At 51.6% G+C, this 18,850-nt stretch carries 14 protein-coding genes; 5 read left to right on the top strand and 9 right to left on the bottom strand.

The features are described from left to right. Positions 1-7 precede the first annotated feature (7 nt). The 7 genes from BMZ51_RS01880 to BMZ51_RS01850 all read right to left on the bottom strand — a co-directional run bounded on the left by BMZ51_RS01880 (position 8) and on the right by BMZ51_RS01850 (position 8,275). On the bottom strand, positions 8-940 hold the full coding sequence (locus BMZ51_RS01880; protein WP_068003245.1) for an ROK family protein: 933 nt from the start codon (positions 938-940) through the stop codon (positions 8-10). 65 nt (positions 941-1,005) lie between these two features. Then, complete coding sequence (locus tag BMZ51_RS01875) at positions 1,006-1,704, bottom strand: class II aldolase/adducin family protein (RefSeq protein ID WP_068003247.1); 699 nt, start codon at positions 1,702-1,704, stop codon at positions 1,006-1,008. Positions 1,705-1,795: 91 nt separating this feature from the next. Then, positions 1,796-3,415 carry an ABC transporter ATP-binding protein gene (locus BMZ51_RS01870; protein ID WP_068003250.1) on the bottom strand — a complete coding sequence of 540 codons (1,620 nt, stop codon included), beginning with the start codon at positions 3,413-3,415 and terminating at the stop codon, positions 1,796-1,798. Next, positions 3,412-4,296, bottom strand: coding sequence for an ABC transporter permease (locus BMZ51_RS01865; protein WP_068003253.1), 885 nt, complete (start codon positions 4,294-4,296; stop codon positions 3,412-3,414). Before BMZ51_RS01865 ends, BMZ51_RS01870 begins: the two co-directional genes overlap by 4 nt. After that, a complete protein-coding gene (locus BMZ51_RS01860; protein WP_068003256.1) occupies positions 4,293-5,240 on the bottom strand; it encodes an ABC transporter permease in 948 nt (315 codons plus the stop codon). Before BMZ51_RS01860 ends, BMZ51_RS01865 begins: the two co-directional genes overlap by 4 nt. A gap of 196 nt (positions 5,241-5,436) precedes the next feature. Next, positions 5,437-6,948, bottom strand: a complete 1,512-nt coding sequence (locus BMZ51_RS01855) for an ABC transporter substrate-binding protein (protein WP_068003259.1) — start codon at positions 6,946-6,948, stop codon at positions 5,437-5,439. A gap of 16 nt (positions 6,949-6,964) precedes the next feature. Next, positions 6,965-8,275: an acetylornithine deacetylase/succinyl-diaminopimelate desuccinylase family protein gene (locus BMZ51_RS01850; protein WP_068003262.1), complete on the bottom strand. Its 1,311-nt coding sequence runs from the start codon at positions 8,273-8,275 to the stop codon at positions 6,965-6,967. A gap of 237 nt (positions 8,276-8,512) precedes the next feature. Here BMZ51_RS01850 and BMZ51_RS01845 point away from each other — a divergent pair, with 237 nt between their 5' ends. Further along, positions 8,513-9,916 (top strand): mannose-1-phosphate guanylyltransferase/mannose-6-phosphate isomerase, encoded by a 1,404-nt coding sequence (locus BMZ51_RS01845; RefSeq protein ID WP_068003266.1) that lies wholly within the window; start codon positions 8,513-8,515, stop codon positions 9,914-9,916. A gap of 110 nt (positions 9,917-10,026) precedes the next feature. Next, entirely contained in the window at positions 10,027-11,550 is a 1,524-nt protein-coding gene (locus tag BMZ51_RS01840; protein ID WP_068003269.1) for a phosphomannomutase/phosphoglucomutase, read from the top strand. Positions 11,551-11,613: 63 nt separating this feature from the next. Here the strand turns inward: BMZ51_RS01840 and BMZ51_RS01835 are convergent, their stop codons facing one another. Next, positions 11,614-12,504 (bottom strand): LysR family transcriptional regulator, encoded by an 891-nt coding sequence (locus tag BMZ51_RS01835; protein WP_068003271.1) that lies wholly within the window; start codon positions 12,502-12,504, stop codon positions 11,614-11,616. Between the two features lie 196 nt (positions 12,505-12,700). Between BMZ51_RS01835 and BMZ51_RS01830 the strand changes: the two genes are divergently transcribed. Then, positions 12,701-14,200: a CoA-acylating methylmalonate-semialdehyde dehydrogenase gene (locus BMZ51_RS01830; protein WP_068003274.1), complete on the top strand. Its 1,500-nt coding sequence runs from the start codon at positions 12,701-12,703 to the stop codon at positions 14,198-14,200. A 131-nt stretch (positions 14,201-14,331) separates the two neighbouring features. On the opposite strand, the gene BMZ51_RS01825 is transcribed toward BMZ51_RS01830, so the two are convergent. Beyond that, the gene (locus tag BMZ51_RS01825) at positions 14,332-14,832 is read right to left on the bottom strand and encodes a hypothetical protein (protein WP_208979217.1); all 501 of its coding nucleotides are present in this window, start codon (positions 14,830-14,832) and stop codon (positions 14,332-14,334) included. Positions 14,833-15,279: 447 nt separating this feature from the next. Here BMZ51_RS01825 and cydD point away from each other — a divergent pair, with 447 nt between their 5' ends. Next, a complete protein-coding gene (gene cydD / locus BMZ51_RS01820) occupies positions 15,280-17,085 on the top strand; it encodes a thiol reductant ABC exporter subunit CydD (RefSeq protein WP_068003277.1) in 1,806 nt (601 codons plus the stop codon). Continuing rightward, positions 17,082-18,821, top strand: coding sequence for a thiol reductant ABC exporter subunit CydC (gene cydC / locus BMZ51_RS01815; protein WP_068003280.1), 1,740 nt, complete (start codon positions 17,082-17,084; stop codon positions 18,819-18,821). Before cydD ends, cydC begins: the two co-directional genes overlap by 4 nt. Positions 18,822-18,850: the final 29 nt, after the last annotated feature.

The following is an 18,850-nucleotide window of genomic DNA, read 5'->3' as shown; positions in this document are numbered from 1 at the left end:
AGCAGGTTTACGTAGTTTGGTTTATTTGCCGTAGCGTCGTTTCGCTCTTACCCCACAGCCATGCAGCCCCGCGAACACCTGAACTGTCCCCGTGTTTGGCCTTACGGATATCAAAATCATACCCGTCGGAAAAAATGTATGGGCGCATGACCTCAGGCAAGTCCTTGTAGATTTCATCGATGTTCGACATCCCGCCAGCGAGCACAAAGCAATCTGGGTCAATAAGGTTGGCAGCCATGGCCATTGCACGGCCCAAACGGCTGACATAACGTTGGTAGGTCGCTAATGCAGCTTGCTCACCGGCACGCATCAGCTCAATGATCTCTCGGCCCTTGAGCAACCGTCCGGTTGTCTCCTCATAGTCCCACTGGAAGCCAGTTCCTGAGCACAGCAGATCAATGGTGCCATGATGACCTGTCCAGTTCAAAGGACCGGGAAACTCACTGTCACTCATCCAAGGGATAGGAATATTCCCCCATTCGCCGCCAATGCCATTAGCCCCTTTGTGAGGGCGGCCATTAATGGCGATACCTGAACCACACCCGGTGCCAATGATGATACCGTGGACCACTCCGCACCCAGCGCCCGCACCGTCAATCGCTTCCGAGACAGCCATGCAATTGGCATCGTTTTGAATGCGGACCTCGCGGCCAAGTGCTTCAGTAAGGTCTTGCTTCAAAGCCTTTCCATTCATCCAAGTGGAGTTGGCATTTTTTACCAAACCTGTGCTTGGAGAGATCGAACCGGGAATTCCAATTCCGACAGTTCCCCTTTTGCCCGTTTCAGCTTCTGCGTCTGTGACAAGGTCTAGAACGGCCTTAAGGCAACCTTCATAGTCGTTATGAGGGGTTGGGACGCGCTTGCGCAAAAGCTCTTCGCCCTCGTTAGAAAGCGCAAGAAGTTCAATTTTAGTGCCGCCCCAATCAAGCCCAATGCGCATTTCTATGTGTTCCCGTTTGTGAGTATAACAAGCTCAAGTCCCAGCATTACGAATAGATGGTTGGGTCACTCACGCCTCAGCGGCATTTCGAACGCCCCAGCGTCATCGCCATCTAATGCATCCAGCTGTTTTCCGTAGCTTTTGAATTTGCGCAGGATCTCGCTCATCTCGGAAGGTGGAAGCGTGTCCGGCTCTCCAAGAACCAGTGCAGACAAATACTGATCGGCAAGCGCTTCAACTTCACCGGCCAGCCAGAAAGCCTTGTCTAGCGAAGGGCCGTAGGCTATCTGCCCATGATGGGCCAACAGGCAAGCCTTTCTGTCCTCCAAGGCCGCAATCATAGCATCGGAAAGCGCTTTTGTGCCAAATGTAGCATATTTTGCGCACTTAATTTCATCACCACCGGCAACCGCGACCATGTAGTGAAACGCCGGAATTCCCATGTTGTGGGTCGAGCAAGCCGTAGCACGTGGAGAGTGGGAATGGACAACCGCCTCAGCCTCTACATAGTGGCGGTAAATATCCATGTGCATCCGCCATTCAGAGGACGGCAGATAATCGCCATAATAACCGCAATCCAAATCCATAAAGACGATTTTCTCTAGCTGGAGATCTTCATAGGGAATGCCGGAGGGGGTGATCAACATACCGTTCTTGTATCGTGCACTGACATTGCCAGAGGTGCCGTGCGTCAGCCCTGTGCTTTGTAAGGCACGCGCTGTTTCTATAACTTTGCGACGAAGCTGGTTCTCAACTGTTGTCATAGGACCTCGCAGGTGGGTTGCTGCCAGCGTGACAGTAAGGCTAACTTTATGCGCATATTGCAGGCAATAGCGTTTAATGCGTACGGTTGCTCTATTGCCGTCTGCGTTTATGCAAAGCTTCATTAAGATCGGGCGCAGCTGCCACCAACACCTGGGTATAAGGATGTTTAGGGCGGGTGAAGACCTCTTCGGTCGGGCCTTCCTCAACAATGCGCCCGGCATTCATAACAATAACCCGGTCGGTAATTGCTTGCACCACAGAAAGATCGTGAGAGATGAACAGATAAGCCATGCCCAGCCGATCACGCAGATCGGCGAACAGGTCGAGAATTTGTGCTCTGATCGAAACATCCAGCGCTGAGACGGGTTCATCAGCAACGATTAGGCTTGGGTTGGTCACCAAAGCGCGTGCAATCGCGATCCGCTGGCGCTGTCCACCAGAAAATTCATGCGGATACTTGTTGGCATCGGCTGAGGAAAGGCCGACGCTTTCTAATACTTCGTGGACGCGTTTTCGCCGCTGAAGACGCGAAAAATCTTTGCGCATCAAGTGTAATGGTTCACCGACCGTGCGCTCAACCGTATGGCGTGGATCAAAACTTCCATAAGGGTCCTGAAAAACAGCCTGAATGCCAAGCTGCAAATCCTGCCGATCAGAGTGGGAGATCGTATAGGGGTTTTTGCCCAAAAATTGGATGCGCCCCCCTTCAGGCGGTGTCAGGCCCAAGATTGTCCTTGCCAGAGTGGACTTGCCACACCCGCTCTCGCCGACAAGCCCAAGACTTTGGCGCGGTGCGAGATCGAAGGATACATGCTGCACGGCCTGATGCCACTGCCTGCGCGAAAACATGTTGCCACGTGGGAGCGGATACCGACGCACAACATTGTTCACCTGCAACAAAGGAGGCGCCAACTCATCCACTGGCTCTTGTCGCGGCGCAGGTACATAGTTGGAGGCGTCAAACAGCTTTTTGGAGTAGGGGTGAGAAAGAGTGTCAAACAGCTGGCAGGTCGGCCCGCGCTCGACAATCACGCCATCCTTCATAATCGCAACATCGTCCGCCATTTCAGCAACAACGGCCAGATCGTGGGAAATGAGCAGCATTGCCATCTGCTCCTGTTGCACGATGTCTTTCAAAAGCGTCAGAATTTGAGCCTGAACGGTGACGTCCAGTGCCGTTGTCGGTTCATCGGCAATCAGCACCTTTGGCTGGCAGGCAATTGCAATGGCAATAACCACCCTCTGGCGTTGTCCGCCTGAAAGCTGGTGCGGAAAGCGGTCGATCAAGCCGTATTCAAGGCCAAGCCCGACCCGTTCCAGAACGATGATCGTGCGCTTCATCGCTTCCTTGCGAGATAAGCGCGAATGCCAGCGCAGACCTTCGCATACCTGATCCCCGATCGTCCGTGTTGGGTTCAGTGCTGTCAGCGGCTCCTGAAACACCATCGAGATGTCTTTGCCACGAACCTTGGTCATCTGGCTATCTGTTGCACTGGTCAGGTTCTTGTCTTCAAACAACAACTCACCAGTTTGACGGGCCCCTTCCGGCAAAAGTTGCATGACTGACAAAGCACTCATGGATTTACCAGAGCCACTTTCACCCACGAGCCCAAGGATCTTGCCTTGTTCCAGAGCAAAGCTAACATTGCGCAATACAGGGTTGCCAGAGATCGAGACACATAGATCCTTTGCAATCAGCGCAGGTGTCATGCAACTCTCCTGCGCATCTTGGGGTCAAGCAGATCACGCAGCCCATCGCCAAGTAAATTAAAGCCAAGGACGGATAGGATGATTGCCAGTCCCGGATAAAGAGCGAGCTGCGGGGCAAACGCGACCATTGTTTGCGCCTCAAAGAGCATTCGGCCCCAGCTTGCCATCGGTGGCTGGGCGCCAAGTCCAAGGTAAGAAAGACCAGCCTCAGATAAAATTGCAAGTGAAAGCTGAATCGTAGCCTGTACAATCAGCAAGTTAGCAATATTGGGAATGACGTGTTCCAAAGTGATAAGAAGCGAGCCTTTTCCGGAAAGCCGGGCTGCAAGCAAAAACTCCCGGCCAGATAACGATAAGGCACCACCTCTGGCCACACGCGCGAAGACGGGGATATTAAAGATCCCGATAGCGATAACCGCATTGATGGTCCCAGGCCCGAAGATAGACGTGATAAGCACAGCAGAAAGCAGGGCAGGGAAGGAAAAAATAAGATCATTAGTGCGCATGACCAACTCTTCAAGAACTCCCTTCCGGGCGGCACCGATTAAACCCAAAGGCACGCCGATCAGCATCCCAATGCCAACGGCAATCAGGGCCACAATGATAGAGGTCCGTGCGCCCACCATCAGCATGGAAAAGATATCGCGTCCATACTGGTCAGTTCCAAGCCAATAGTCGGAGCTCGCAGGTTTAAGGCGATTGGCGACATTCAACGTATCAATTGCGTAAGGTGTCCAGAAGATGGATCCGATACCGGCGACCAGTATGGCGATGGCAAAAAGAGCGCCAACCAGAAAAGAGCGGCTGTGCAACGCTTTCTTCCAGATGGAAACTTCGTCATAGGTTGAAAGCGACGGATAGCTTTGAAGTTCCTGGTTCATGGGCGCCGCCTCAATCGTGGGTCGATAGCCGCATAAGCGATGTCTACGAGAAACGTCACGATGATTGTCAGGGCAACCAGCAACATAACACTGCTCTTTACCACGATGAGATCACGTTGTGTGATGCCTTGAAAGATAAGGCGCCCCAGTCCTGGAAGGTAAAACGCGTTTTCAATAATCACGGTTCCAGCAATCAAAAAGGAGAATTGCAGGCCTAAAATTGTCAGAACCGGAATGAGTGCATTACGGACGCCGTGCCGCCACAAGGTCGCTTTGTTTGAAAGGCCCTTGGCTCGCGCAGTGCGGATATAATCTTCATGCAAAACATCCAGTAAAGCAGAGCGCATGACCCGCGCCAGTATACTCGCCTGTGGCAAGGCAAGAGCGATAACTGGCAGTAAAAGCGCTTGAAGTGAGCCAAAGAAGTTCTCATCCCAGCCGGGGAAACCGCCAGAAGGCAAGATACGCAGGACAATCGCAAAGACGTAAACCATTAAAATTGCGATCCAGAAATTTGGAACAGCAATACCGATCTGAGCGACGGCCATGATACCGGTATCAATGATTTTTCCGTGGTGTCTGGCAGAATATACGCCAATCGGAATGGCCAGAGCGGTCGAAAGGATCAAAGCGCCGCTCGCAAGTGGCAGGCTGACCTGCACGCGTTCTCCGATAAGCTCTGCAACAGGCACTGAATAGGTGTAACTCACGCCGAAATCGCCATGCAACATACCCAGCACCCAGTTTATATAACGGGTGTAAACAGGCGCATTTAGCCCCAGCTCAGCACGCAGAGCTGCTAGTGTATCAGCCTGAGCATTCAGCCCCAGCATCACTTCTGCCGGATCACCGGGAATAACCTCAAGCACTACGAAGATTACGAGGCTTGCGGCCAGAAGAGTTGTCATTAAGCCAATCAGGCGAAGGAACGCGAACCAAAGCATTCGACAAATCCGCAAAACCAATGAAAGTTACATTGCACAAGCCACTTCAAAAATGAGCGAAAAGACTTGCCCCCCAAAGTAACTGCCAGTTTAGAAATCGCTTAAACCAAATGGTATGGAATAGCAATTCAGAAGGGCTGCGGTCACGATTGCAACCGCACCCTGGTGTCGTTATCTACCTGTTTTTGTAGATATTTTACTCATTAGCCCAATAAACCTGCGACAAGTCGTTGCTTGGCATTGGAGCGTTGATCCAAAGTCCCTTCACATTGGCATTCCATACGCCAGACTTGGCCAACTGGAACAGGTAAACATTTACCGCATCATCAGTGATAAGTTTCTGCGCCTGTACAAGTAACTCATTGCGTTGTGCATCATCGGCAGTCACGTTCAGTTGTTCAATCAGTTTTGTGAACGCTTCACTATGATAGTTGAAGTAGTAGTTCTCTCGGCCATAGATACCGATATCCATTGGCTCCACATGAGACACTATGGTGAAATCATAGTTGGTTTCTTTATAGACTTCAGAGAGCCATTGCGCCCATTCAACTGGAATGATTTTAAGATCAATGCCGATCTTTTTCAGATCAGATGCAATCAACTCACCACCGCGGCGGGCGTATGTAGGAGGCGGAAGCTTAAGGGTCGCGCTGAACCCGTCCGGGTACCCAGCCTCCGTAAGAAGCTCCTTAGCCTTTGCCAAATCATACGGATAAAGTCCGGTCAGGTCCGTATATGCAGGGTGGTGCGGGGCAAAGTGTGTGCCGATCGGTGTTCCAAAGCCGAACATGGCACCATCAATCAAAGCTTGCTTGTCGATCGCATGAGAGATCGCCTGACGCACCAGCTTGTTTTTCAACGGACCGCGAGCGTTGTTCATCGCAAGGATGGTTTCACCTTCAGTGGTGCCAATAGCGACCTCAAAGCGTGGATCAGCTTGGAACTGCACGATGGTTTCAGGTGTAGGAAACAGAGGAAACGCATCAAGGTCGCCTGAAATCATCGCAGCAAAGGCGGCATTAGGGTCAGAAATAATGCGGAAGGAAGCCTGCTCCAACTTCGGCTGGTCACCCCAATACTTGTCAAATCGCGAAACGCGGATTTCTTGACCCTTCATCCAGCGGTCAAACTTGAACGGACCAGTGCCCACAGGGTGTGTCTTGTTCGTGTCGACGCTCTTTGCAGATACGATGATCGCATCACCCCAAGCCAAATTGTAAGTCAGATTACCGCTTGGTGTATTTAGCTTGATATCAACCGTATCGGGGTCAACAACAACAACCTCTTCAATAGCTGAAAACAGTGGTTTTTGAGCGTTCACACTGTCTTCAGAACGGGCCCGGTCAAAAGAAAACTTCACGTCCTGGGCCGAAAAAGGGGTTCCATCGTGGAAGACGACTCCCGTGTTCAAATGGAAGCGATAGGTCAGGCCATCGTCGCTGACATCCCAGGACTTTGCCAAGGAAGGCAGTACGCTTCCATCTGCACCAATGCGGGTGAGACCCTGAAAGATATTTTGATAGACCACTTCGTCAATCGCTGCAGCTGCCCCCGCAGTCGCATCAAGATGTGGTGGCTCAAGCACCATTCCCAACGAAAGGGAAGATTTGGCTTCAGCAGAACTTTGCGCACCAACCAGTGCAGCAACGGTGAGGGCCGCGCCTCCGGCAAGGCAAAGCAGCCGACTTTTTAGTGAGTTTGCATGCATTCCATTCCGTCCCTTTTTAAGAGTGCACGTGATCAGACTGTTTTCGTAGCGGTTGTGCTTCAGGCTCGCAAAGAAGAGAGTAAGCAGCCAGTGCCATTACTTTTGCACTGTCAACAAGGTCCTCAATTCCAACAAACTCATCCGGCCTATGCGCCATTTCAAGCTTACCAGGGCCATACGCAATGCAATCATGCAAGTGGCCCAAACGTGTAATGTGCTTTTGGTCGTAGGTTCCAGGAGAAACCACATAGGCTGCATCTTTTTGAAGCACATCTCTGATTCCGCCCGCAACGGCTTGCGCAACCGGAGAGTTTTTGTCTGTCATCACAGGTAGAACTTCAAGGAGGTCCTTGAGCTCATATTTAAAATTTGGTCGTGTTTTACGCAAATTCTCTAATATTTCAACTATCTCGCCCTTAACTTTATCCAAAGGCTCTTCAATGAGGAAACGGCGGTCAAGGATGATCCGGCAACTGTCTGCGACACAGGGGGAGGGAAGACCATCATGTCCTTCATCCTGACCGCCATGCAATGAGTTGATATTCAAGGTCGAAGAGCGGGCACCTGGAGGGATAACCGGCATTTGGGTATGTCTATTGCCCAGTGCGGGATAAAGGTCGTCCTCCAATGCACTCAAGAACGCGCCCATGTGGCGAATGGCACTGTCTCCAAGAAAAGGCATTGAACCATGTGCGATAGAGCCGCGCGTCTCAATTTCGCTCCACCAAACCCCTCGGTGACCAAGGCAAACCTGATCCTTATGCAAAGGCTCTGGAATAATAACATGATCAACTTTGGGCTTGGAAAAATACCCTCGTTTGGCCAGGTAAGCCACGCCGCCCAAACCGCCGGACTCTTCATCAACCGTACCTGAAATTTCGATAGCGCCACAAAACTCAGGAAAGCACTCAATCAGCGTTTCAGCCGCAATAATGGAGGCTGCAAGCCCACCTTTCATATCGCAGGCACCCCGCCCAAAGATCTTACCATCTTTGATCACACCAGCGAAAGGATCAACGCTCCAGCCATATCCAACTTCGACCACATCAATATGAGAGTTAAAGTGAATGCAAGGACCCGGTCCTCTTCCTTCATAACGACAGACAACGTTGATACGCGGATACCGGTCAGTGTCACCAGGCGCACTTTCCCCTCGGATGTACTCGACTGAAAAGCCTCTTTTTTTAAGACGCCGCCCAATAAATTCAGCGCAAGGTCTGTATGCCTCGCCAGGAGGGTTGATTGTTGGGAAGGCAATCAGATCTTGGGTCAGACTGACAAGCTCATCTACCTTTCGCTCAACACACTGCGTTAATTCGCGTCGCATCTTCCCCCCAGAACAAATGCTGAAATGAATTAAATGATATCGTGACTATTCCAAAATCTCTTGGATACCCCTGACAATTAATAGGTATTTAGACTGATATAGATTCTGTAGTGAGTCATAACATATTTCAGCGAGAATGTGTGGAACACCAAAGTTCCATATGTTTTGAGGGTTTGTGCCTGCAACTTCTAAGTTTACGAATAGTTTAATTGTTCGTTTGAAAGTGATCTGGAAAATATGACTGACACGAGTATCGGTAAGATAACACCTGTAATTCTATCAGGTGGGTTTGGGTCTCGCCTGTGGCCTTTGTCGCGCAGAGAAAGACCAAAGCAGTTCTTGCCAATTTTTTCAGGTCAAAGCCTTTTTCAAAAAACGTGTGAGCGTGTCAGTTCTGACCGGTTCCAGCCACCGCTTGTCATCTCCAATCAAGACCACCGTTTTCTGATTGGGGAACAAATGGCTGAGTTGGGGATCGAGCCTCAGGCAATTGTTCTTGAACCCTGCGGACGTAACACCGCTGCGCCTGCTGCATTGGCTGCACTGATGGCGTTGGAAAATGATGAAAACGCTATCGTTCTGCTGTTGCCATCCGATCACCTGGTGGCTGATGAACATGAATTCCATTCCGCGGTAGAAGCCGCTCGTTCTGCTGTTGAAGGCGGGCAAATACTGACCTTTGGCATCGAACCGAGCGAGCCCAATACCGGTTACGGCTATATTAAACTTTGCGAAGGAACCGCTCAGGTTCGCAAAGTAGACGCTTTTGTCGAAAAACCAGACTTGGAAACCGCAGAGGAGTTCTTAAAGGCTGGCAACTATCTTTGGAATGCTGGAATTTTCATGTACTCTGCGGCATCTATGCGTGCAGCCTTCCTCAAACATGCCCCTGACATCTGGGAGCAAGTGGGCAAAGCTCTGAAGAACGCCCGCAAAGATCTCGACTTTTTGCGTCTTGAGGAAGAGACCTTCGCGCAGGTGCGTAATATCTCCTTTGATTATGCCATCATGGAAAATGAGGAGAATGTCGCGTGTGTTCCAACCGATCCGGGTTGGAGCGATCTGGGCTCATGGCCTGCAATTTGGGAATCCATGCCTAAGAATGATGAGGGTAACTCAGCTTTGGGGGAGGCGATTTTCGAACAGTCCAAAAATTGCCTCGTTTATTCTGATGATGCCCTCGTCAGCGTTGTTGGACTAAGCGATGTGATGATCGTGAACACCAAGGATGCGCTCCTTGTTACAGCGAAAGACAAGGCACAGGATGTCAAAAAGATTGTAGAACAACTGGATAAAGCCAACCGGCCCGAAACAATACAGCACCGCCGGCTCTACCGACCGTGGGGCTGGAGCGAGCGAATTTCTGAGGGCGAACGGTATCGTGTTCAGTCAATGCAGATCGAACCGGGTAAAGGCTTGACCTTACAGCGCCACATTCACCGGGCAGAACACTGGGTGGTTGTGAGCGGCACACTTGAAGTGACCATTGATGGAAACGATGAGCTAATATCAGAAAACCAATCGGTTTTTGTTCCTCTTGGAGCTCGCCACAAACTACAAAATCCGGGAAAGATCCCGGTTCGTATGATTGAGGTTCAGTCCGGCGCTTACATCGCCGAGGACGATATCCTGCGAGTATAGCAAGAATAATAAAACCGTTTTGCGGGGGACCTCCTGCATTTCATCGGATGTCTGTTAAGATTTTAGTGACGCTGTAAAGACAGCGACCTTTAAGTTACCTAGGAGAGAAAATGTCAGTTAAGCCGGTTTCTCAGCTTACGCCAAACACTCTGGCATATGAAACAACACCGTTGGTCAAGCCAACCGGTTTTCGCGAGTATGATGCGCGCTGGCTGTTTGAAAAAGAGATCAACCTGAAGGGTATTCAGGCTCTGGGTGAAGGGTTAGGAACGCTTATTCACGAACTAGGTGTTCGCCCTGAAATTGTTGCAGGCCATGATTTTCGCGGTTATTCTGCGTCCATCAAGATGGCTCTGATCACTGGCCTGATGTCAGCGGGCATCAAGGTGCATGATATTGGTTTGGCCATGTCTCCTATGGCCTACTACGCCCAGTTTGATCTGGATGTGCCATGCGTTGCGATGGTCACAGCATCTCACAATGACAATGGTTGGACTGGTGTGAAGATGGGCGCAAACCGCCCACTCACCTTTGGCCCTGAAGAAATGGGTCGCCTGAAAGAGATCGTGCTGGAGGGGCGTAGCATCCTTCGCGAAGGTGGTGGCTACCAATACCATCCTGATCTCACAGACCGGTACATTGCTGATCTGGCTGAACGTGAGAAGCTGAAGCGCCCAATCAAAGCTGTTGTGGCTTGCGGTAATGGAACAGCTGGTGCGTTCGCTCCTCGAATTTTGGAAGCGATTGGCGTTGATGTTATTCCGCTTGACTGCGAACTCGATCACACTTTTCCAAACTACAATCCAAATCCAGAAGACATGAAAATGCTTCATGCCATCCGCGATAAAGTGCTTGAAACCGGCGCTGAAGTTGGTCTGGGTTTTGATGGCGATGGCGACCGGTGCGGCGTCGTGGACAATGAAGGCGAAGAGATCTTTGCAGACAAGGTCGGTGTCATGCTGGCCCGCGATATTTCTGCGCTTCATCCCGAAAGTCAGTTTGTGGTGGATGTGAAATCGACCGGACTTTACCACACGGACCCAGTGCTACAAGCCAATGGCGCAAAAACGGACTACTTCAAAACCGGCCACTCCTACATCAAACGCCGTGTAACCGAGCTTGGCGCCGTCGCAGGCTTTGAAAAGTCTGGCCACTACTTCTTCAACCCGCCAATCGGTCGTGGGTATGATGACGGCGTAGTCTCTGCGATTGCAATTTTGGATATGATGGACCGTAACCCAGATAAGACCATGGCGGACCTGCGTCGTGATCTTCCAAAAACATGGGGTTCGCCAACCATGGCAGCCAAATGTGCGGACGAGATCAAGTATGATGTGGTTGATCGTGTGGTCGCTAAGTTCCAGGAAATGCACGCAAATGGCGAGAAAGTCTCTGGCCATGATATCTCAGAACTGATCACCGTTAACGGTGTGCGTGTGGTCTGCGAAGATGGCACCTGGGGCCTTGTGCGTGCGTCCTCCAACAAACCTGAACTGGTTGTTGTCGTGGAAAGCCCTGTTTCAGAAGTACGCCTTCATGAGATGTTTGGGGCGGTTGATGCTGTCCTGCGCGAACACTCAGAGGTCGGCAAATATAATCAGACTCTGGCAGAACTGGCCCGAGCTGAAATATAGTTCGTGAACGTTAAAGCGCCGGCCAAGCCCGGCGCTTTTTTGTGGCAACCTTAAGCCGTTTATCTAGACGTGGTTTCTAAACAGCTCTTTCTCCTGGTTCACCATATCACTAATGTAATCGGAGACAGCTTTGATGCGCCGCAGGTGCCGTGCGCTCTCGTGGGTTACAAGATAGTAACTGCGCGAAATCCGGCGGTGCGGCAGGATCGGGACAAAATCGTCGTTGCCGTCAACAATAAACCCATGCAGAATGCCGATGCCGCTGCCAGCCCGCACAGCCTCGGTTTGCCCAAGCGCACTTGCACACTCAAGGCCAGACTGCCAGTCCTTCGCAAACTCAGCAGAATAGTTCAGCGAAGACGCAAAGATTAGGTCATCCACATATCCAATCAACCTGTGTTGCTTCAGCGCTTCTTCTGTCTCTGGCTGGCCATACCGCTCCACATAGGCTCGTGAAGCATATAGCCCGAGGGAGTAATCGGTCAGTTTGCGGCTCACCAAACGGCCATGCTCAGGCTGACCAACTGTCACAGCAAGGTCGGCCTCTCTTTTGGAAAGCGAGAAAGCCCGGTGGAGCGGCACCAGCTGCAATGTGAGATCTGGATAGCGCTCGTTCAGCTTGCCAATGCGCGGGGCAAGAAAGGTAACACCAAACCCATCAGGTGCACCAATGCGCACAGCGCCGGAAAGCTCCACGTCCGTTCCGCCAATTTCTGCGCGGGCAGAAAGCATCTCGGTTTCCATGGCTTCTGCAAACTCAAAAAAACGCTCGCCTTCACCGGTTAAAGTACATCCCGTGGTCCGCCTGTCCATCAGCTTGGCCTGCAACGCTGCTTCGAGCGCAGAGATACGGCGGGCCACTGTCGCATGGTTGAGATTGAGCCTTTGAGCTGCTCCCAAAATCTGTCCGGAGCGCGCGACAGCAAGAAACACCCTTGCATCATCCCAGTTCATGCTTTTTGATCTCCCTAGTCAAAGCGCTGCGTGCAGTCATTACTTTAATTTACGCACAACGGTTTTGGTAATTATCTCATTGATATGCGAAAAATATAGTTCATGCTAGGGTCATAGAGACATTTGCTCACAAAGGTGACCTAAGCACCATCTTACGGGCGGAAATAACGAAGATCTTGAGAGGGAGGACCTCGCCGTGGAAGAGATTGGTCATTTTATTAACGGTACGCGTGTAGCAGGCAAATCCGGCCGCACTGCAGACGTTTTCAACCCTGCAACTGGTGAGGTAACTGCAAAAGTTGCTCTGGCAACAGCTGCAGAACTGCAAGAGGCAGTGGTCGTCGCTGAAAAAGCGCAGCTCGGTTGGGCAGCAACCAACCCACAGCGCCGCGCGCGCGTGATGATGAAGTTCGTTTCCCTGCTTCACCGTGACATGGACACGCTGGCATCCAAGCTGTCTTCTGAACATGGTAAGACCCATCCGGACGCTAAAGGCGACGTGATCCGTGGTCTCGAAGTTGCAGAATTCTGCATCGGCGCACCACATATGATGAAGGGTGAGTTCACTGAGGGCGCAGGTCCTGGCATCGATATGTACTCCATGCGCCAGCCATTGGGCGTTGTTGCTGGTATCACACCGTTCAACTTCCCAGCCATGATCCCGATGTGGAAGTTCTGTGTTGCTATTGCAGCAGGCAACTCGTTCATCCTCAAGCCATCTGAGCGCAACCCATCTGTTCCAATGATGCTTGCAGAGCTGATGATTGAAGCTGGTCTGCCAGCAGGCGTTTTGAACGTTGTAAACGGCGACAAGGAGTCTGTAGACGCGATCCTTGATGATCCAATCATTCAGGCTGTTGGTTTCGTCGGCTCCACCGCGATTGCTGAATACGTTTACACCCGCGGCACAGCTTCCGGTAAGCGCGTTCAGTGCTTTGGCGGCGCGAAAAACCACATGCTCATCATGCCGGATGCGGATCTGGATCAAGCGGCTGACGCTCTGGTTGGCGCAGGCTTTGGTGCAGCTGGCGAACGCTGCATGGCAATTTCTGTTGCCGTTCCTGTTGGTCAGGAAACAGCAGACCGCCTCATTGAGAAGCTCGTTCCACGCGTTGAGGCTCTCAAAGTTGGCCCTTACACTGCTGGCGACGACGTTGACTTCGGTCCAGTCATCACCCCGCAAGCACGTGAGCGTATCCTAGGTCTGGTAAACTCCGGCGTTGAACAGGGTGCAAAGCTTGTTGTTGACGGACGTGACTTTACACTGCAGGGCTATGAAAACGGTAACTTCGTTGGTCCTTGCCTGTTCGACAACGCAACAAAAGACATGGACATCTACAAAGAAGAGATCTTTGGTCCAGTTTTGACTGTCGTACGCGCAGAAACCTATGAAGAAGCTCTGAGCCTGCCAATGGAGCATGAGTACGGCAACGGCACTGCGATCTACACCCGCGATGGTGATACCGCACGTGACTTTGCAAGCCGCATCAACATTGGCATGGTCGGCATCAACGTTCCGATCCCTGTGCCGCTCGCATACCACACCTTCGGCGGCTGGAAGCGTTCCGGCTTCGGCGATCTGAACCAGCACGGCCCAGATGGCTTCAAATTCTACACCCGCACCAAGACAGTGACATCCCGCTGGCCTTCAGGTGTGAAGGAAGGGGCTGAATTCTCTATCCCAACAATGGAATAAGTCTTTAGCGCTGGAGCGTATCTTTTAAAAATGATCATCATGCTTTGAAAGATACATGAAGAAACTCATAGAGCACCAGGTGGACCCACTTGGTGCTCTATTTTTTTAAAAGACGTATTTGATATGCCTTCTTATTCGCGGCTGCCAACAAGGTAAGCGCAAGGTGCCGTGCCCACGGCTGGGCAAGGTTCATAATAGGCTATCTTGCTTTTGCTCCCGTCATCCCAAGACAGCTGAACAGCCAAAGCCTGAACGGTGTCGACCCGATATTCTATGTCATATGGCCTTTCAAGGCCCTGTGGTTCCACATGGAAGGGGTATTCGCGATTACACTTGGGAACCGGAAAACTCTCATCAAGGTCTTTTGAATCTACTGAATATCTGATTTCCTTTAGCCTGCACCGCAACGACATGAGCGGCGCAAAGCTGACAACTTGTTTATCAGCAAGATTTTGGAAGGAAATCCAGCCTTCAGGCTTAAGATCATCGGCCATCGTTTTGAATGTGTCCAAAGGCGGAATCACATCACTCCGCTCCCCAGTCGAGCTGGTTGTTTCTGTTGCAAATACCGAAGAAGCGAGGCTTAGAGCGCAAATTCCCGTAAGGCACTGAAGGCCAAAAGAGCGAAACATGTCAGGTTCTCTCCTTTTTATTGTTATTCAGCAATATCAGTTTGTTAGTGCGATGTAGGCTGAGGTTACAAGAGAACTAGGCGACCCTAGCGGAAAGCCGTTAATATTCCCGAAAATTCGGGTTTCTCTGAAAGTTTTTGACTTTTGTCGTGGCCGTTTATGGGTAAAACCCCATAAAACCTAGTTAAAGCAACGCTCTGCTGGGCACTCCAGATATCGTCATACGCTCCTGTGCGCTTATGTCCCATACCAAATGGGGGTCTTCGCCTTTGAGTTTCTTGCGATTTATTAAAAAACTGGAGTAATTCTAACAAGTGTGCGCATACATGGATCGGACGGTTTGAACCTGTGATACGTGCAAGTAATGGCAATAGAAGAGTTTTTTTGGAAATTGCCAGATAGAGTTAGTGGCAGAAGCCCCGGCTAAGAGGGAACCGGACAAGCGGAATGACTGAAAACCTGGCAGATGTAACAGAGCTATCCGATACGCAGATTGCAGCGGAAGGTACCGCCACAAAGAAGCGTGGGCGTAAAAAATCTGCAGGGCAGATTTGGCTCCAAGAGGCGGTGCGCCCAGAAATGAAACTGGTGAAGCGCGGCGCTATGTTGCAAGGGCTCTCGGAGATCATGTGGATCCCGCAGGCAGCTCTTTTGGCATTGGCGATTGCAGGGCTGATTGACCCGCATGGTCCGGGGCTGGACCCGTTCTATGCAGCAGCCTCTACCTTGTTTCTGGCTGTGATCCGCCATGTGCTACGGGTTAAGGGCGGTGAGATAGCGGTGCGTGCAGCCTCCAAGGCCCGTCACAGGCTGGAGATCAGCTTATTGAGTAATCTGACAGACCTTTCTCCGGCACATGAACTTCCAGCAAGCGGTAAGATTGCGTCAATCGCGGTTGAGCATATTCAAGCAATTGGCCCCTATCTTGGGCGTTTCTTACCAATTCAGGCACGCCTTTCACTTGTGCCGCTCGCCCTTGTGTCATCGGTTGCCTATGTCAGTTGGTTTGCAGCTCTTTGTCTGCTCGTATTTGGCCCGCTGGTGCCGGTCTTCATGGCGATCGTGGGTATCCGCGCTAAGAAAGCAAGTGAGCGCCAACTTGGTGTGCTTGCTGATATGAGCGGTTTCTTGCTGGATCGACTCAGAGGCATGGAAACGCTGCGCCTGTTCGGCGCTGTAAAACGCTCGGAAGACGATATCCGCAAGTTGGGCGGTGAGTTCCGCCTGTCAACAATGCGTGTCCTGCGTATCGCGTTTCTCTCCAGCACGGCACTGGAATTATTCAGCGCTGCAGCAATCGCCATCACGGCAATTTATGTTGGCTTCTCCTTGCTGGGAGATTGGGCCTTTGGTGCCTATGGGTCTCCGTTAACGCTTGCAGGCGGACTGTTCATGCTCATGATCGTGCCAGAATATTTCTCACCATTGCGGGCGTTCGCCGCTGCCTATCATGACCGCGCAGCTGGTATTGCTGCTGCTGATCATATTGTAGAGCTGCAAAAGCAACTGGAAAGTGATAGTAAGCATGAAGTTGTGGGCGCGGACATCGACGTGGTGCCACTACCTGTTTCTGGCGCACTCACCATCAAAAATCTTCGCGTAACCCGTGGTGGACGCACCATCCTGTCTGATGTTTCCTTGAGCATCAGCGAGCCTGAGCTGATTGTCATTAAAGGCCCTAGCGGAACTGGAAAGTCCTCACTTATGGACTGCATCCTCGGCTTCTTGCCTGCTGAGTTGGGTCAAATCTCCTATGGCGGCCTTCCGCTTTCCTCCTATGGTCTGACCAACTGGCAACAATCTATCTCCGTGCTTTCCCAAAATCCGGAGTTGTTCCACGGCACATTGCGCGCCAACCTGCGCCGCGCTGATAAGTCTGCCGATGATGCCCAGTTGACGGAAGCCTTGAAACTGGCAGCTGTTGATGAGTTGCTTTGCAAAATTCCAAATGGCTTGTCCGGTCCGATTGGTGAGGATGGTAAAGGTCTCTCGCTTGGAGAACGCCGCCGTTTCGCACTGGCTCGCGCCGCCCTGCGTAAAGACGCAAGGCTGATAATTGCAGATGAGCCAACAGCTGATTTGGATGGCGCAACCGCGCAAAAGGTTGTCACAGCCTTGAAGACATTGGCTCATAACAAGCCTGTTCTCGTCGCAACCCATGACCCGCGCGTTGTAAGCTCTGCAGATCGCGTTTTGACCTTGAAAGAAGGCGTGCTGGTTGAGTTGAGCGAACGTGAAGGAGAACAGCAATGAGATCGTCACTCCGCATCATCTGGCTTTTACAAAAAGAAGAACCGCTCGCATTCTGGGGTGGTCTCGTTCTGGCCTTTCTTCCAGCAGCAGCAGGTATAGCGCTTCTGGCTGTTTCTGGGTATTTCATTACCGCAACAGCATTAGCAGGCTTGTCTGCAGGTGCGGTTGCATTCAACACCAGCTCTGCTGCCGGCAGTATTCGCCTTTATGCCTGCATGCGCATTTTTGGACGGTACGCTGAGCGCGTCATTACACACGATGCCACCTTCCGCTTTCTGGCCAACCTGCGCTCAGGTGTTTTCCGTGGGCTCGTTGCACGTGCTGATAATGGAACCTTGAGCCAGCGCTCGGCAACAGCGCTTTCTCGTGTGGTCAGTGATGTGGATCAGCTTGATGGTTTGTTCCTGCGCCTTGTTGTACCGCTGGCTTCTGCTGCCATCATTACGGGGCTCACACTGGTGATACTGTGGCAGTATTCGCCAATGGCATCCATCGCTCTTGGCGCTGTGCAGGCTGCTGGTCTTACAATTTTGGCAAAGTCTGGTGGTCATCGCAAAAAGGCTCAGGCCCGCAAGCTCAACGCAGCGCGGGATGCTTTGCGTGTGCGTGTCTCTGATCTGGTGCGTGGCCGTCGTGACCTTTCCGTCTTTGGCGGTTTGGAACAACAACGTGCCGCCGCTCTTAAAGCTGTAGACCAGCTGGATGAGATGCAGGAGCAAAGCGAGCTGACCGACATGCGCAATCAGGCCGTTATCAGCACGATGAGCCAGGTGATGATTGCGGTAACCTTCCTGTTTGCTGCCTATGCGTATCAGCAAGGTCAGATGGAACTGAAACACATCGCCCTGTTTGCCTTCGTTGCAATGGCACTGCCAGAGCTTTTGATCTCTGTTGCCAACAGCGCCGGCAGCTGGAGCAAGATGTCTGGTGCAGCTGATCGTGTTCGCTCGCTGCTCAGCGTAGGGCAGGACAATGAAGCCTTACACAATGCCAGACGTAATTCTGAAACGCCTGCGTTTGAGAATGGCAGTAACGCTTTGCTTCTTAAAGATATTGGCTTTGCGTACACGCCAAAGGCTGCACCAATTCTAAACGGTATGGATTTGAGGCTGCCAACCGGTAGCCGGACCGTGGTGATTGGCCCCAGTGGTTCAGGTAAGTCGACCCTTGCTGCCATCGTTGCACGCCTGCAAACGCCGCAAAACGGAACCATCCAGATTGGTGGTGTAGACCTTGCTGAACTTGCAGAAGACAAACTGCGCGCAACACTTACAGTTGTGGGTCAACGCACGCAGATCTTTCATAGCACCATTGCAGAGAACCTGCGGGTTGCACGCGAAGAGGCAACTGACAGCGAACTTTGGGAGGCTTTAGCACACGCTGGCCTCAAAGAGCTTGTGGAAAGCAGAAACGAAAAATTGGAAACGCGCTTAGGTGAGGGCGGTCTGGGCCTGTCGGGCGGCGAAGGTCGACGTCTTGCCTTGGCACGGGCTTACTTGCGCGATCCTGAAATCTGGATCGCAGATGAGTTGACAGAAGGCCTCGACCACGCAACTGCTGACACAGTGCTTGTTTCCTTCCGCGCTATGACACGGGGCAAGACTGTATTGATGGTTTCCCACCGTGCCAGTGAACTTGAAGGCGCGGACCGTGTTCTTGTGTTGGAACAAGGCAAGTTGAGTGAAGTGGAGATGCCGCTTTCACAAGAGATCAAAGACCGTCTTCGCGACGACTAAGCAGAACCTGGCCTTGAGTTAAAAGAGCG

It is taken from the genome of Pseudovibrio axinellae (genome assembly GCF_900110875.1).
Taxonomy (GTDB): Bacteria; Pseudomonadota; Alphaproteobacteria; order Rhizobiales; family Stappiaceae; genus Pseudovibrio; species Pseudovibrio axinellae.
Note: the sequence above shows the minus strand (reverse complement) of the source record. Positions and strands in the feature narration are given on the sequence as shown.

Coding starts and splice junctions, on each gene's coding strand:
- BMZ51_RS01880 (WP_068003245.1), bottom strand. CDS start 940: ATGCGCATTGGGCTTGATTGGGGCGGCACTAAAATTGAACTTCTTGCG.
- BMZ51_RS01875 (WP_068003247.1), bottom strand. CDS start 1,704: ATGACAACAGTTGAGAACCAGCTTCGTCGCAAAGTTATAGAAACAGCG.
- BMZ51_RS01870 (WP_068003250.1), bottom strand. CDS start 3,415: ATGACACCTGCGCTGATTGCAAAGGATCTATGTGTCTCGATCTCTGGC.
- BMZ51_RS01865 (WP_068003253.1), bottom strand. CDS start 4,296: ATGAACCAGGAACTTCAAAGCTATCCGTCGCTTTCAACCTATGACGAA.
- BMZ51_RS01860 (WP_068003256.1), bottom strand. CDS start 5,240: ATGCTTTGGTTCGCGTTCCTTCGCCTGATTGGCTTAATGACAACTCTT.
- BMZ51_RS01855 (WP_068003259.1), bottom strand. CDS start 6,948: ATGCATGCAAACTCACTAAAAAGTCGGCTGCTTTGCCTTGCCGGAGGC.
- BMZ51_RS01850 (WP_068003262.1), bottom strand. CDS start 8,275: ATGCGACGCGAATTAACGCAGTGTGTTGAGCGAAAGGTAGATGAGCTT.
- BMZ51_RS01845 (WP_068003266.1), top strand. CDS start 8,513: ATGACTGACACGAGTATCGGTAAGATAACACCTGTAATTCTATCAGGT.
- BMZ51_RS01840 (WP_068003269.1), top strand. CDS start 10,027: ATGTCAGTTAAGCCGGTTTCTCAGCTTACGCCAAACACTCTGGCATAT.
- BMZ51_RS01835 (WP_068003271.1), bottom strand. CDS start 12,504: ATGAACTGGGATGATGCAAGGGTGTTTCTTGCTGTCGCGCGCTCCGGA.
- BMZ51_RS01825 (WP_208979217.1), bottom strand. CDS start 14,832: ATGTTTCGCTCTTTTGGCCTTCAGTGCCTTACGGGAATTTGCGCTCTA.
- cydD (WP_068003277.1), top strand. CDS start 15,280: ATGACTGAAAACCTGGCAGATGTAACAGAGCTATCCGATACGCAGATT.
- cydC (WP_068003280.1), top strand. CDS start 17,082: ATGAGATCGTCACTCCGCATCATCTGGCTTTTACAAAAAGAAGAACCG.